Source organism: Novosphingobium hassiacum (assembly GCF_014196055.1).
Lineage (GTDB): Bacteria > Pseudomonadota > Alphaproteobacteria > Sphingomonadales > Sphingomonadaceae > Novosphingobium > Novosphingobium hassiacum.
Genome location: NZ_JACICY010000004.1, coordinates 301,519 through 315,234, shown reverse-complemented (window position 1 = coordinate 315,234; position 13,716 = coordinate 301,519). Strand labels below are relative to the sequence as shown.

At 60.2% G+C, this 13,716-nt stretch carries 13 protein-coding genes; 6 read left to right on the top strand and 7 right to left on the bottom strand.

The features are described from left to right. Positions 1 to 103: 103 nt before the first annotated feature. A complete protein-coding gene (locus tag GGQ88_RS10925) occupies positions 104 to 1,012 on the top strand; it encodes an SDR family oxidoreductase (protein WP_343057175.1) in 909 nt (302 codons plus the stop codon). A 61-nt stretch (positions 1,013 to 1,073) separates the two neighbouring features. Here the strand turns inward: GGQ88_RS10925 and GGQ88_RS10920 are convergent, their stop codons facing one another. From GGQ88_RS10920 to GGQ88_RS10910, 3 genes are all read right to left on the bottom strand, one after another. Further along, entirely contained in the window at positions 1,074 to 1,568 is a 495-nt protein-coding gene (locus GGQ88_RS10920; protein WP_183613187.1) for a nuclear transport factor 2 family protein, read from the bottom strand. An 86-nt stretch (positions 1,569 to 1,654) separates the two neighbouring features. Continuing rightward, positions 1,655 to 2,170, bottom strand: a complete 516-nt coding sequence (locus GGQ88_RS10915) for a VOC family protein (protein ID WP_183613186.1) — start codon at positions 2,168 to 2,170, stop codon at positions 1,655 to 1,657. Between the two features lie 9 nt (positions 2,171 to 2,179). Continuing rightward, positions 2,180 to 3,397, bottom strand: a complete 1,218-nt coding sequence (locus GGQ88_RS10910) for a sulfotransferase family protein (RefSeq protein WP_183613185.1) — start codon at positions 3,395 to 3,397, stop codon at positions 2,180 to 2,182. 220 nt (positions 3,398 to 3,617) lie between these two features. Between GGQ88_RS10910 and GGQ88_RS10905 the strand changes: the two genes are divergently transcribed. After that, positions 3,618 to 4,514, top strand: a complete 897-nt coding sequence (locus GGQ88_RS10905) for a crotonase/enoyl-CoA hydratase family protein (protein WP_183613184.1) — start codon at positions 3,618 to 3,620, stop codon at positions 4,512 to 4,514. 8 nt (positions 4,515 to 4,522) lie between these two features. On the opposite strand, the gene GGQ88_RS10900 is transcribed toward GGQ88_RS10905, so the two are convergent. After that, positions 4,523 to 5,614, bottom strand: coding sequence for a Gfo/Idh/MocA family protein (locus tag GGQ88_RS10900; protein WP_183613183.1), 1,092 nt, complete (start codon positions 5,612 to 5,614; stop codon positions 4,523 to 4,525). Between the two features lie 82 nt (positions 5,615 to 5,696). Further along, positions 5,697 to 6,443 carry an SDR family NAD(P)-dependent oxidoreductase gene (locus tag GGQ88_RS10895; RefSeq protein WP_221214615.1) on the bottom strand — a complete coding sequence of 249 codons (747 nt, stop codon included), beginning with the start codon at positions 6,441 to 6,443 and terminating at the stop codon, positions 5,697 to 5,699. Positions 6,444 to 6,704: 261 nt separating this feature from the next. Between GGQ88_RS10895 and GGQ88_RS10890 the strand changes: the two genes are divergently transcribed. Further along, positions 6,705 to 7,430 carry a TetR/AcrR family transcriptional regulator gene (locus tag GGQ88_RS10890; protein WP_183613182.1) on the top strand — a complete coding sequence of 242 codons (726 nt, stop codon included), beginning with the start codon at positions 6,705 to 6,707 and terminating at the stop codon, positions 7,428 to 7,430. Between the two features lie 90 nt (positions 7,431 to 7,520). Here the strand turns inward: GGQ88_RS10890 and GGQ88_RS10885 are convergent, their stop codons facing one another. Then, positions 7,521 to 8,240, bottom strand: coding sequence for an SDR family NAD(P)-dependent oxidoreductase (locus GGQ88_RS10885; protein WP_183613181.1), 720 nt, complete (start codon positions 8,238 to 8,240; stop codon positions 7,521 to 7,523). A gap of 191 nt (positions 8,241 to 8,431) precedes the next feature. On the opposite strand from GGQ88_RS10885, the gene GGQ88_RS10880 reads away from it, so the two are divergent. Continuing rightward, a complete protein-coding gene (locus GGQ88_RS10880) occupies positions 8,432 to 9,169 on the top strand; it encodes an enoyl-CoA hydratase/isomerase family protein (protein ID WP_183613180.1) in 738 nt (245 codons plus the stop codon). A gap of 38 nt (positions 9,170 to 9,207) precedes the next feature. On the opposite strand, the gene GGQ88_RS10875 is transcribed toward GGQ88_RS10880, so the two are convergent. Beyond that, positions 9,208 to 9,954 carry an SDR family oxidoreductase gene (locus GGQ88_RS10875; RefSeq protein ID WP_183613179.1) on the bottom strand — a complete coding sequence of 249 codons (747 nt, stop codon included), beginning with the start codon at positions 9,952 to 9,954 and terminating at the stop codon, positions 9,208 to 9,210. A 225-nt stretch (positions 9,955 to 10,179) separates the two neighbouring features. Here GGQ88_RS10875 and GGQ88_RS10870 point away from each other — a divergent pair, with 225 nt between their 5' ends. Together GGQ88_RS10870 and GGQ88_RS10865 are read left to right on the top strand one after the other, a co-directional pair. Beyond that, a complete protein-coding gene (locus GGQ88_RS10870; protein WP_183613178.1) occupies positions 10,180 to 12,285 on the top strand; it encodes an acetate--CoA ligase family protein in 2,106 nt (701 codons plus the stop codon). Positions 12,286 to 12,301: 16 nt separating this feature from the next. Next, on the top strand, positions 12,302 to 13,465 hold the full coding sequence (locus GGQ88_RS10865) for an acyl-CoA dehydrogenase family protein (RefSeq protein ID WP_183613233.1): 1,164 nt from the start codon (positions 12,302 to 12,304) through the stop codon (positions 13,463 to 13,465). Positions 13,466 to 13,716: the final 251 nt, after the last annotated feature.

The window sequence follows — 13,716 nt, the reverse complement described above, 5'->3', positions numbered from 1 at the left end:
GCTTCTGGCCACTCTGTCCCGCTTCGAGTCAGGTAGGTGCCAACCATCTTTGAGTAGCTATAATCGCTAGACACTATATGGGCAACCTAGTTATACAGTTTATATGAAAAGCGCTCCCGCGGCCAACGGGAGCGCCGCGTGGAAATCGCGCAGCTATGACCTGCTTTGTGTACCGGTCGTCTTCGTCTTCTCGCCGTCAGGAGGGGGGGCAACGCAGCAAGACCGGCATTTTGACAATCAAACGGGAGTTACCGGGATGGGCAAGCTTGATGGGCGTTTTGCGGCGATAACCGGGGCTTCCAGAGGCATGGGCCGCAGGTTTGCTGAAGCACTTGTCTCTGAAGGCGCGACAGTTGCGCTGTTTGCCAGGCCATCGGACAAACTCGACGAAGCCGCAGCGATCCTTGGCGACCGCGCACTTCCTGTCGCTTGTGATGTATCGGATCCCGAATCGGTCCGCGCCGCATTCGCAACCGTGGAACGCGTTTTCGGAGGACTGGATATACTCGTCAACAACGCCGGCGTATCGTTGATAAGCAAGATCGATGAGGTCAGCGACGAAGACGTTCAGAGCGAGGTCGGAATCAACCTGATGGGCCCTATCTACATGTGTCGGTCGGCTTTGCCGCTGCTGCGCCGATCCGGACGGGCGGATATCATCAACATCTCTTCCGAGGCGGTAAAGCTGCCTTGGCCGTCGCAAAGCATATATGCGGCAACCAAGGCGGGGCTCGAAGCGTTTACAACCGGGTTGCGCGCCGAAGTCCGCAGGGATCTCATTCGCGTCACAACCCTGCGCTCGGGTTATGTGTCAGGCGGAGAACTGGCCAGGCACTGGTCAGAGGAGAAAACTGCCGAGTTCTTCCGCGTGGCTGCGGAGACGGGGCACGCCCGGCTTGCGGGTACGACCGGTATTTCCCCGCACTCCATGGCCGAGGCGCTGGTTGCCATCCTGACCCTGCCACGCGACGTGGATGTCGACCTGATCGAGCTTCGGCCCACTGCACCCTGATCATCGCATCAGGGCGGCGAGGCCCGCTGAGAACCTCGCATAACCCCGGCTGTTGTGCGCGTCAGGTGCTTTCGCCGCTCATGGCGTTCTTGATCATGAGGGCAAGAGTCTGGTTGAACGCCATGTCGTCAGACTTCACGCGCGCCGAGGTTCCCTTGTACCAGTGAACCTCGCGACGCTTGAACCGCCACTGCCCTTCTTCCCGCACGAGATCGTCCACGTATTGACCCGCGCCCCCCAGTGTCCACCCCTCTTCCGGGCGCACCTGGATGGTCAGCAGATCGGTAACCGCAGTTGCCGTATCGCCCTCGATTTCGATTGCCGAGTTCATCTGAAGATGCTTGGCACCGAAGGGCTGCGGCTGTTGTTTCTTAAGCTCGCAATAGAGCTGGCGCAGCAGTGGCAGGCGGTCGGCCGGCAAAGAAACGCCCCCCTCAACGAGAACCCCGTCCCTGGCGAAAAGCGCGCGGTACTCCTGTGATCTGTCGTCATCGTCTGCGTAATGGCTATAGCGGGCGATCAGGTTACGGATCTGGTCATAGTCCGATATGGTCATGGTTTCATACTCTCTCTTGCAACGGGGCAGCCTTTGCCGTTCCGCATATTCATACGTGCGTGATGCAAACCGGGTGGGTCTGCCTGTCAGGCCGCCAATGCGGTGAACAGATTGCGACGCGGTTCGCTGATGCCATCCCAAGCTTCGCTTTCGGCTTTCATCCGGCTGTAAAGCCGCTGCACACCAGCGTTGAACGCCATGATCTCGGTGTAGGCCCCAGTGGCCGTGCGCGTGTCGATGATCGAGAATGGGCTGCCGCCGAAACTACCGGATTGGACAACCGGATAACCTTGTGCGGCATAGCGGGCCACCTCGGCGTCGTGGTCGGGCAATTCGAACATCAGATGATGAAAGCCAGGGCCGGCCTCTGAAAAGATGTTGTCGCCGGTGTCCAAAGGCTGGATCAGTTCCAGCAGCGCACCATTGGTAAAACTGAAGGCGACTTCCATTCTGGCTGGCGCAAGCTGGCCGCGGTAGGTCTGATCCGGCACGTCGAAGATGCCTGTGAAAAAAGGTCCCACGCCGAATGTGGTAGTCCACCGTGCAATGGCTTCAGCCATGTCGTCCACGACAAAGGCCACCTCGATCAATTTGCCACTCATAACCTCTCCTCAGGCCCCTTTTTGGATATCGAACCGCTTCATGTATGCGGAAAAACGCTCATGGATCTCGTCGCGGTTCAGGCCGAAATCTTCCAACGCATAGCTCGATCGGTAAACGTGCTTACGCTCCCCTGCGCCTTCTTCGCCCCCGGCGAACCGGCGCATGCCTTCGCGCGCCACATCGGACAGTGGCATTCCCATTTCGTCATAGACCCGTTCGGCAGTCTCGATCGGAGCTCGGGCGACATCGCGCAAGTGAACGTCCACAATCTTGCGGTTGTCGCCCCAGGCATCGCGCGCGGCGAGCGCGCAATCTGTAGCGTGCGCCCACAGTTCAAATTGCTCCCGGCCCACTTCCACAGGATCGACCGAGTCCGATTCCAAGCGCCGCAAGGCGGTGATCAGCGACGATACCGATCCCAGCACGAGCGCAGGATCGCGGTGCGTGTGCAGGATGACAGCGTCGGGATACGTCTTCACCAAGGTGGCCGCAGAAACCAGATGCTCGGGAGATTTCAATAGCCAGCGCTCAGCGCGGTAGTGGGTTTGCAAGTGCTGCAGGAACCGCTTGTGATAAGCGAAGGCCGGCTCCCAATCTGCTTCATGGTCGCGCCAGCGCGCCCAACTCTGCGCCCGCGCGCCGGCTTGACGGTGCTGGCTCATGAATGCGCCATCAATGATGGCGCCGCACTCTGCCGGGCTGGTGGCATGATAGGGCAGGGCGGCCTGAATCTCGTCGGCCATCATGCCCCGCCCGGCAATGAACTGCTGCACTGCGTCGATGCGCGGATCGGTCCAGTAGGTTTCTGGACGGGCTGGGGGGAACGGGGCCGCGATTTCCCAAGTGCGCGCAACGCGATGGGCCGGGTCCTGCGCCAAAAGCGAATGCAGGTTTGTAGTCCCGCTGCGCGGTAGTCCGAGGATTACGATCGGTGCTGCGACGGGCGCGGACCCAATGTCGGGATTTTCGGCGTGAGCATGCTGGATCCGCAGACGGGTGGACAGGCTCTTTACCAGCGCTCGCTCCAGCCGTGACGTACCTTCTGGCGAAAGTTCAGCCTCGGCCCGCACAGATGTGACAAGCCGCTCCAGCGGTTCGCGAAAATCCACCGGCCCCCAGTCCGAGAGACCGGTTTCGGCCATCGCCTGATCACAGAGGGCGTCGGGACAGGGCAAGCTTGGCAATGCGGTCATCGTTTCTGTCTCGGCGTCGGTCATCGGTGGCATGTCTCATCCAGGGGTGGGGTATCCAAATTTGTCATGTTCGCTCTCCAACCCGCATCTCTGGCCTCGAGTTGAACAGAATTTGACAGATCAGTCAATCGTGGACATAGCGCGATGAAATGGTGGACGGAAACACTGTCTGGATCTCGTAGAATAAATGGCAGCCTTGCCATCCGGATATCCGTCTTCCGTCAGAACTTCGAACGGCAGGAGAATGAAGAGCATGTCACGGCAATTCGAAACGATCCGCTACGATGTCTCGGACAACATCGCGATGCTCACTCTGGACCGGCCGGATCGGCTTAATGCTTACACTGCGCAGATGTGCGACGAAATTATCGCCGCCTTCGAACTGAGCGATGCCGACGACGATGTCAGAGCCGTGATTGTGACAGGTGAAGGGCGGGCTTTTTGCGCGGGCGCTGACCTCGAGAACGGTGCACAGACCTTCGACTATGCTGGCAGCGACCTTGGCGGGCCTGTCCGCCCGGATGGCAGCATTGATTGGTCGCACGAAGATGTGCGCGATAGCGGAGGCAAAGCCAGCCTGCGCATCTTCGAAAGCCTCAAGCCGGTTATCGGGGCCATCAATGGTCCTGCGGTAGGGATCGGGATCACCCTGACGCTGCCAATGGACATTCGTCTGGCCGCGAATACCGCAAAGATCGGATTTGTCTTTGCCAGGCGTGGCATCGTGCCCGAGGCCGCGTCTCACTGGTTCCTGCCGCGGATCGTCGGTATCTCACGTGCGCTGGAATGGTGCGAAACAGGAAGGCTCCTGACAGCCGAGGAAGCGCTTGCTGGAGGGCTGCTCCGCTCCGTACACGCGCCAGAGGAGCTTTTGCCCGCTGCCTACGCGATCGCGCGCGAGATTGCTGACAATTCGGCGCCGGTTTCGGTCACGCTGACCCGCCAGATGATGTGGCGGGGCCTTGGATTGAGCCATCCCATGCTTGCGCACCGGATCGACAGCCGCGCAGTCTATGCCCGTGGTCGAGCGGGAGATGCCCGTGAAGGCGTCATGAGCTTCCTCGAAAAGCGCCCGGCGGTCTTTCCCGACCGGGTGAGCAAGGATTTGCCAGACTTCTATCCCTGGTGGGAAGAACCCGGCTGGGCATGATGAAACGCTCAGGGGCCGAGGGCCGCTGAGGCCGCCCGGATCCCTGAAGAACGCCAATGCTCGATGTTGCGACGGACAGCGACTTCGTCGGCAAAAGTGGCGAACTGGCCTGTGGTCCGGCCGCTGGCCAGCGCAGCGGCGATGTCCTCGATCTCGGCGGCAAACAAGCCATGCTGATATTCGCGGTTACCGCCGTCGCCAAACACGCAGGGATTGTATTCCGGCAATTGGTCGACGTCTCGCAAGGCGAAGTCGGAGGTGACGAGGCCCAGCTTTCCCCCATTCAGCAAGCCGCCGGTCCGGTAGATCACACTTTCCTTGCTTCCGGTGATTGTCCACTGCGCTCCGGTCGGGGCAGCCGCGACCCACGACGCGCTGATCGCCACCGGTGCGCCGTTTGGCAGGAAGCCGGAAAGCGCACAACTGTCCTCTCCGTCCACGAACGCAAGCGTTGGATCGGTCGGTGACAGTGGCTTGTATGGAATCATTGTCGCCAAGGCCGCGCCGCTGGCCGCAAGGCCGCCGAACATGAACTCGAAGAGGTCGCAGAAGTGAGAGAGGAGCTGGGGCACGACGCCCCCGCTCTCCGCCAGCATCGTGGCAAAACTGGCATAGAATGGCGGCCAGCCTTCAACCACGCCGTAGTTGACGCATACCGAGACATTAACATTGCGGACGGTACCCAAGGTCCCATCCTGAACCATCTGGCGGATAGTCCGATACGCAGATGTGTATCGCCATTCATGATCCACGGCGTGGAGCAGGCCGCGTGCCTCTGCGCGCGCCTGCGCAGTCTCGACTTCTGCGGTCGTGGAGCACATCGGCTTTTCGCACAGTACATTCCGCCCTGCGTCGATCACCCGATCCAGCAGCACTACGTGGCTGCTGGGCGGAGTGGACAGATAGACAAGATCGGGCCCCGAAGCGAGAAGCGCATCCAGGCTATCAAAGCAGGTCGTGTCATACGCCTCGGCAGCCGCGCGGGCGGCTTCAGGGGCAAGGTCGAAGACGCCGCCCAACTCGGCCGTTTTTGCCAGGGCAATCCCGGGCAAGGCGGTGATGCGCGAAAACATACCCGTCCCGACAACGGCGACCCTCATGACCATGTCCCCTTCGAGCCGCGTCTGGGCTGAACGTCAGGTCTGGCGCTGGCGCTGGCGACGGCCCGGACCGTGACCAGGATTACGCCTGGTAGCCTCCGTCGACCGGCAAGGCCACGCCCGTCACGTACGATGACTTGTCCGAGCAGAGCCAGGCGGCGGCATCGGCGATCTCGTGCGGCTGTCCGGCGCGGCCGATCGGGCAGAGCTGCGCCACGTCCAGCGTCCGGACTTTGGCGGCGGCTTCGGTCATCGCAGTCAGGATGTAGCCAGGACAGATCGCGTTGACTCGGATGTTCTCCTGGGCATGATCGATCGCTGCCACCTTGGTCATACCGACCACCGCGTGCTTTGCTGCCACATAGGCGCCGGCGCGGGGCACTGCCGCTAGACCCGCGCCCGACGAGATGTTGACGATGCTGCCGCTGCCCTGTTTGCGCATCTCCGCCAGTTGGTACTTCATGGACCAGCGGACGCCGTTGAGGTTGACCGCGATCTGCCGGTCCCAGGCTTCTTCCGGAATATCGGCGAACGGTTGGGCCACGGTGCCGACACCGGCCGAGTTTACGGCGCAGTCGAGAGATCCGTAGGTCGCGACAGTCTGGCGCACCGCCTCTGCGACGGCTGCGCTGTCGGATGTGTCGACACCCATCGCCAGCGCCTCTCCCCCGGAATTGCGCACCTCTTGTGCAACTTCCTCGGCATTTGCGAGATTAACGTCGACGACTACGACCCTGGCTCCCTCAGCTGCGAAACCTACGGCGCAGGCCCGTCCGATGCCCGATCCACCACCGGTAATGAATGCCACTTTGCCCTGCAGCAGTGCCATGTCAGCTCCTCTTTTAATGATTTCAATTTGAAGCCGCTTGTTTCGACATTTGACGGATCTGTCAAGTTCTGGACAGATCGATGGATTGCGACACTGGGGCACGTGCGAACGGAGGACGGCGTTGCATCCACATCTTTGCAGCAGCATTGGGGCCGACCATGCCCGCACTTTGCAGTTGACGATCTGTGCCATTCCGTTTCAGTCCGGTCGCTCGAATTGCGCGGTTGGGCTTGAGCAACCTGATGCCGCTTGGGGGTTTGGATGACGGTGACTAAACAGGCTGAAAAATTGGACGTGAGCGGGGATGGTGCCGCCAGAACGTCGCGCGGAAGGGCGACGCGCGCGCGAATCCTGAATTGCGCGCTGCGCCTGATGTGGCGTTATGGCTATTCCGAAATCGGCGTTAACCGGCTGATCGAAGAGGCGGGGGTTCTCAAGGGAAGTTTCTACCACTTCTTCCCATCAAAGCTGGACCTGTTGTTGGCCATGTTCGATCACCTGTGGAGCATACAACGGCGCCAGATCGAACGGATCTACCAGACCAAACTCGCTCCAGCCGAGTCACTGCTCGCTCATATCGACTGGATGTGCCGTGCGCAGATCGCGGCAAAGCAGGAAGAGGGCTTTGTGCCGGGCCATCTGCACATGGCTGCCGGTGTCACCTTGATCGAAGAGTATCCGGAGCTCGCCGAAAAAGTGCGCAGCATGGCGCAGGAACACAACGCCTTCATTTTCCAGACGTTGATGCAGATTACGCCACATGGTGAGGCGGTCGCCCGACGGCAGACCAACATCCTGTTCTATTTCATTGCAGGAGCCATGATGCAAGGGCGGTTGTACAACTCGCTTGACCCGATCAACGAGATCCCGGTTTTCGCCGAAAGTCTCATCCGCTTGCTCCAGTCCGGCAAAGCGTTAGATACACCGGGCGATTCAGCCGATAGAGCCAGCTTTCCCGCTTCAGGGCAGGAGAAAGGGACCGTCTGACCAACTCGGAACTGCAACACCTTCAAGGGAACAGCAGGCCGTGCCAGCGTGGACTGCTGGCGCGTTTCCAGGGTCTATCAAGCTCACAGCTCAGGCGCCGCCACTTGCAACGATATCCTGGCCGGTGATCCAGCGACCGTCTTCACTGCAGAGGAAGGCCACGGCAGCGGCAATATCCTCTGGGGCTCCAAGACGCCCGAGCGGAGCCACGTAGGCCGAAATGCGCTCCTCCGGTGTGGTCTGGCGCAACAGATCGGTATCTACGACACCGGGGACCACAGTATTGACAGTGATGCGACGGGGCGCAAGCTCGGTAGCCCAGCACCGGGTGAACGCTTCAACTGCTGCCTTGCTACCAGCATATACCGAAAGGCCTCCGGATCTTGATCGTGCGGCCATGCTGGAAATACTCACGATACTCCCACCGTCACGCATGTGCTGTGCCGCCGCTTGGCTCATCATGAGCAGCCCGATGGTGTTGAGCGCGAAAACCTCATGGAGCGTCTCTGCAGCCACGCTTGCAAGGGGGGCGAAATCGGGCCGGCCGGCATTGTTTATCAGGATGTCGAGCCCGCCGAACCGTTCCACGGCCGCATTTACAAGAAGAGGACCGGATCCGGCATCTGCGATGTCGGCCCGCAAGGCCAAGGCGTTGTCCCCCAGTTGACCGATCAAGGCCTCCGCATCGTCGGCCCGTGAGCGGTAGCTAAGCACCAGCTTTGCGCCCTCTGCGGCCAAGCGGCGGGCAATACCTGCGCCAATGCCGCGCGTGCCCCCTGTTACGATTGCAACCTTTCCCTCAAGATTCATTCGCCTTGTCCTCGGTTGGTATCATCGGGTGAGCGCCGGCACTGTTGTACGCGTCAGAACGGACTTGGCCAATTGGTCAACTTAATGCCGCGTACCCGTACAATCGGTCAAGGGGCTTTCTTGACAGGTTGGTCATTTCCGGCTTTCGCGACGGTCATGGCGGGTGAGCAGATGGCGAGGGAGTATTCGTAATGAAGACACAGTTTATTCACCACGAGGAAAACGACCGGGTAACGACTCTGACTTTGGCGAGACCGGAGCTGCTTAACGCCATTTCACCGCCCTTGATGACGGAGTTGCTCGCAGCCGTAGCGAGCGTTGCGGCTTCTGAAGCACGAGTGCTGATTCTGACGGGCCAAGGCAAGGCTTTCAGCGCCGGGGTCGATCTGAAGTACGCCCAGTCGCCCGAGTTCAGCCCTGCCGTTCAGAGTCAATTTTCGCAAGAAGCACGTGAATTGTGCAAAATGCTCGAAACAATGCCGCAAGCGGTGATTGCACGCGTAGATGGATTCTGCCTCACCGGAGGACTTGAGATAGCGTTGGCCTGCGACCTGATAGTCGCTTCGGAGCGATCCCGCTTTGCAGACACCCATGCCAGGATTGGCTTGTATCCGGGATGGGGCGGGAGCCAGCGCCTTCCGGCGCGTGTCGGCGCCATGCGCGCACGCGAGATGAGCTTTACGGGGCGGCACTACACCGCTGCGGAGGCGGCCACGATCGGCCTGATCCTTGAGGCCGTGCCTGACGATCAGCTCGACGGGCGTATCCAGGAGATTTGTCGCAGTGTGTTGTCAAACAAGTCCCGTTCGATCGCACAATACAAGAGCCTGTATCGCGCCTCGGAGAACCTCGGACTTGACGAAGGATTGGCGTACGAGGCGGCGATACCCTTTCCGGCCAGGCGCCGACCAGCGCCCGAAGCCGGATAGAGGCCATGCGGCACCGCGAAATGTCAGGCTGCCAAGCCTCAGGCCGCCCCGCCGGCGGCCACCAGATTTTGACCGGTTATCCAGCCGCCGTCTTCGCTTGCCAGGAAGGCAACAATACCGGCCATGTCCTTGGGAGTTCCCATGCGTCCCAAAGGCACGCTTTCACCGATCTGGCGGGCCATTTCCGGGGTCAGACTGCCGCGTAGCAGATCTGTATCGGTTATTCCTGGAAGCACAGCGTTCACCGTGATCCGGCGGGACGCAAGTTCGGCAGCCCAGATCCGGGTGAACGCCTCGACTGCCGCCTTCGTACCTGCGTAGATCGAAAGTCCTGGTACGCGCGCCATCGTGCTTGAGCTCGAGATGCTGATGACCCTGCCTCCGTCCCGCATCAACCGCACGGCAGCCTGCGTGGTGAAGTAGAGTCCTCGCATGTTAAGGCTCATCATCGCCTCGAACTGCTCCGGCGTCGAAGTGTCCAGCCGCGGCATTCCACTCGAACCGCGGGCTGCATTGTTGACCAGGATGTCGATGTGCGAATGTTCGCGCTTGATGGCTTCGAACATGGTGGCGATTGCCGCAAGGTCCGACAGATCGGCGCAGATCGTGGAAGCCGAACCTCCTTCTGCCCGGACAGCGTCGGCCAGTGCCTCCGCGTCGGCACGGCTGCGCGAGTAGTTTATGATGACGTGCGCTCCTTCGGCGGCGAGGCGCACGGCGATTCCCTTGCCAATGCCGCGACCTCCTCCGGTTACCAAAGCGATCCTATTTACAAGTTTACCCATGTGTTCCTCTCTTCAGCGCTCGATTCGTGCGCCCCAGTGCGTGCTGCAACAAGATGTGGCCGTCAGAAGTCTCTGGCGCGCTACGCGCCGCAGGCTGGAATTTTTCTTGCCCTGACCAATGGTGCACATCGGTAAACAAGTTGGCAAGTGTAGGCGAACCTTGCTTGCATCTACCCGACAATACGCATAATGACTTGGGTGCTTGACACGTACCGAGGAAATGCCGTGGCCACTGCAGAACAAACACGAGTGACCGACCTGAACGCGCTTTTTACGCCGACATCGATCGTCATGGTCGGCGCTACCGAAAAGTCGGTATGGTCGAATGGCATTGCCGGACGTCTCGCAGATTATGGTTTTGATGGTCCGGTCTACGTCGTCAACCGCGCAGGAGTGGATGTTCACGGCTTTCCGGGGTTTACCTCGTGCAAAGCCATCGGCAAGCCGGTGGATGCCGCGTACATTTTCGTTCCGGTCGCTGCGGTCTACGATGCGCTCGTAGACGCTGCGGATGCGGGCGTGCGCGGAGTGGTAATTCTGACGTCCGGATTTGCCGAGGTCGATGCCGAGGGTGCGGCGCTGCAGGAGCGGATTGTCGCCCTTGCGCGGGAGCGAGGCATTGCCCTCCTCGGCCCTAACTCGCTTGGCTTCGCCAATGTTGCGGACGGGCGGGCACTGACCGTAATTCCTCCTCGCACGCCGATCATCCATGGCGGCATCGGGATCATCTCGCAAAGCGGCGCAACAGCGGCGGAGATTGTCAAGTTCGCCCACCAGCAGGGCTTCGGCGTTAGTTTCACCGTTGCCACGGGCAACGAAGCCTTGGTCACTACCAGCGATGTAGTGGACTATCTGATTGACCATGAACCCACGCGGGTAATCGCGGTCTATTCGGAGACGATCAACCAGCCGTACAAGCTGCGCCGCGCCGCAATCCGGGCGCGCAAGGCGCGCAAGGCCATTATCATCCTCAAGGTCGGCAAGAGCGAGTTAACCGCGGCGATTGCCCAGGCTCATACCGGGGCTCTGGTGGGTGACGACGGAATATTCGACGCAGCCTGCCGCCAACTCGGAATCATTCGCGTCAGTTCGATCGAGGAGCTGGTGATGACGGCGGGTCTGATCGACCGCGTCGGCCCGATCAGCCGCCCCGGCATAGCCTTCGTCTCCATGTCCGGCGGTAGCTGCGGAATGTTCGCGGATCTTGCCGAGCAGTACGGATTGCCCATGCCGCAGTTCGCGCCAGAGACGGTCGAGCAGCTCAAGGGCGTGATCTCGGATTTCGGGACAACGCTCAATCCGTTCGACATTACAGGCGCTGTCATGCGCGACCCCTCCATCTGGACCCGCGCCTTGCCGATCGTCGGTGCTGATCCCAACGTCGGGATCATCGTGGTCAACGCGAACTCGCCACAATCGCAGCGCGATCTTGCCGGGGCCAACCACCAGGCGGGCGGGTTCATGCCCGGCATCGCCGCCTCGCCCGTTCCCGGCGTTTATGTCACCCAGGTGCTGCAAGCCGTGAACGATTCAATGGCGAGCTTCCTGGAAACCAATAATCAGCCGGTTATGCTATACGGATTGGAATATGGCGCTCGCGCACTGGGCCACCTGAGCCGCTGGTCCAGTTCACTTGATCGTGAAACTGTGGGGTTGGTGGAGAAAGCTGGGGGGTCCCGACCGCAGGGCGAACGTGATGTGCTCAGCTACCTCGACAGCCGTGGCGTCCCGGTCATTCCGGCAAAGTTGGTAACCAGCGCACAAGACGCCGCTTCCCATGCCCGCTCGCTTGGCGGGAAAGTGGCCATGAAGATTGCCTCGCCCGATATTGCGCACAAGACCGAGTTTGGCGGCGTCAAGCTTTCGCTGGAGGGTGATGGCACGGTAGCAGCGGCCTTCGAGGCCATCATGCAATCGGTCACGCAGAAAGCGCCGGATGCGAAAATCGAAGGTGTGATCGTGGCGCCGATGCGCAGCGGCGGTACAGAACTGTTCGTCGGAACGGCGCGCGATCCTCAGTGGGGTCCCGTTATCGCAGTGGGCCTTGGGGGCGTCTGGGTCGAGGCTCTCAAGGACAGTGCCATCCGTCTGCTCCCGGTGAGCAAGGCCGATGTAATCGACATGTTTCAGTCATTGCGCGGTGCCAGGCTTCTTGAAGGTTACCGCGGAAGCATGCCTGTCGATCTGGATGCCGTGGCCGATGTCGTGGTGAAGATTGGCGAAGCCGCTCTTGCGCTTGGGCCAGATCTCGCCTCGCTGGAAATAAACCCGTTATTGGCCGACGGATCGCGGATTGAGGCCCTGGATGGCCTTACCGTCTGGTCGAACTGATTCAAGGAGCTTGAATATGTCCGTTCTCGATATTCCAGAATCACCGTCGATGCAGGATCCGGACCTGGAGATGTTCCGGGACTCCGTCCGCCGGTTTTTCAAACAGCGTGCGACTCCGGAACGCGTGGAGCAGTGGCGCGAGGATGGCCAGGTCGATCGTGCGTTCTGGAATGAGGCAGGCGAGGCCGGTTTCCTCGGCGTCACCGTGCCTGAACAGTACGGCGGCGCAGGTGCGGATTTCCGCTATGACATCGTTCTGGCGCAGGAAGCGCAGCGCAACGATGTCGATGGCTTTGCCGTCACGCTGCACAACGTCATCGTAACGCCCTACGTGCAGGGTCACGCGACTGAGGAGCAGAAGCAACGCTGGCTTCCCAAGCTGGTGAGTGGTGAGTACATCGCCGCCATCGCGATGAGCGAGCCGGGAGCGGGCTCTGACCTGCAGGCAATCCGGACGACTGCCATCAAGGACGGCAACGGGTATCGGATCAATGGCTCGAAGACGTTTATTTCCAACGGCCAACTCGCAAATTTCATCGTCGTTGTCGCTAAAACCGATCCCAGCCTAGGCGCGCGGGGAACATCGTTGCTGGTCGTCGAGACCGATAAGGTTGAAGGTTTCCGCCGCGGTAAGAAACTCGACAAGATCGGAAACGAGGCGCAGGACACTTCGGAATTGTTTTTCGACGATGTCTGGGTGCCGAGCGAGAACCTTCTCGGTCCGGAAGAAGGTAAGGGCTTCTTCCAGCTGATGGCAGAACTGCCGCGTGAGCGGATGGTGATCGCCGTCAGTGGTATCGTCGCCATGGAGCGCGCCATCGAGGCGACAGTAGAGTACACGAAATCGCGCAAGGCATTTGGCCAGTCGATCTTCGACTTCCAGAACACGCAGTTCAAGCTGGCTGAGTGCAAGACCAAAGCGACGGTGGCCAAGGTGTTCGTCAACGACTGCATCGAAAAATCGCTCAAGGGCGAGCTTGATGGCACGACCTCGGCAATGGCGAAATATTGGGTCACGGAAACCGAATGGGACGTTGTTGACACATGCTTGCAGTTGCATGGAGGCTATGGCTACATCAACGAGTACCCCATTGCGCGCATGTTCCGCGATTCCAGAATCCAGCGGATCTATGGCGGCTCTACGGAAATCATGAAGGTGTTGATCGCACGCACCATGTGATGCCTTCACAAGTAATCGAGGGGTCGGCCGACATGGTCAGCCGCACCTCCATATCAGTCTCGCGACTTCCCTCGGTCGGCAGGCTTGCTGATCGACCAAAAACTGCGTCCTGTCCGGTAATAGAAAGTCGTTGCGATCTCGCTAGAGATCCTAACGACTTCACATGTCTCACCGATGCGCCTGTTGCGCCGTCAGGCAAATCCACTCTTTACCGATCAGTCAAATTTGTTATCGTGACCTCCGAAGGCGTG

Bases quoted from the DNA above. Each gene is read 5' to 3' on its own strand.
- GGQ88_RS10900 (WP_183613183.1), bottom strand. From the start codon at position 5,614: ATGAGGGTCGCCGTTGTCGGGACGGGTATGTTTTCGCGCATCACCGCC.
- GGQ88_RS10880 (WP_183613180.1), top strand. From the start codon at position 8,432: ATGAAGACACAGTTTATTCACCACGAGGAAAACGACCGGGTAACGACT.
- GGQ88_RS10905 (WP_183613184.1), top strand. From the start codon at position 3,618: ATGTCACGGCAATTCGAAACGATCCGCTACGATGTCTCGGACAACATC.
- GGQ88_RS10890 (WP_183613182.1), top strand. From the start codon at position 6,705: ATGACGGTGACTAAACAGGCTGAAAAATTGGACGTGAGCGGGGATGGT.
- GGQ88_RS10920 (WP_183613187.1), bottom strand. From the start codon at position 1,568: ATGACCATATCGGACTATGACCAGATCCGTAACCTGATCGCCCGCTAT.
- GGQ88_RS10915 (WP_183613186.1), bottom strand. From the start codon at position 2,170: ATGAGTGGCAAATTGATCGAGGTGGCCTTTGTCGTGGACGACATGGCT.
- GGQ88_RS10895 (WP_221214615.1), bottom strand. From the start codon at position 6,443: ATGGCACTGCTGCAGGGCAAAGTGGCATTCATTACCGGTGGTGGATCG.
- GGQ88_RS10885 (WP_183613181.1), bottom strand. From the start codon at position 8,240: ATGAATCTTGAGGGAAAGGTTGCAATCGTAACAGGGGGCACGCGCGGC.
- GGQ88_RS10865 (WP_183613233.1), top strand. From the start codon at position 12,302: ATGTCCGTTCTCGATATTCCAGAATCACCGTCGATGCAGGATCCGGAC.
- GGQ88_RS10910 (WP_183613185.1), bottom strand. From the start codon at position 3,397: ATGCCACCGATGACCGACGCCGAGACAGAAACGATGACCGCATTGCCA.
- GGQ88_RS10875 (WP_183613179.1), bottom strand. From the start codon at position 9,954: ATGGGTAAACTTGTAAATAGGATCGCTTTGGTAACCGGAGGAGGTCGC.
- GGQ88_RS10925 (WP_343057175.1), top strand. From the start codon at position 104: ATGAAAAGCGCTCCCGCGGCCAACGGGAGCGCCGCGTGGAAATCGCGC.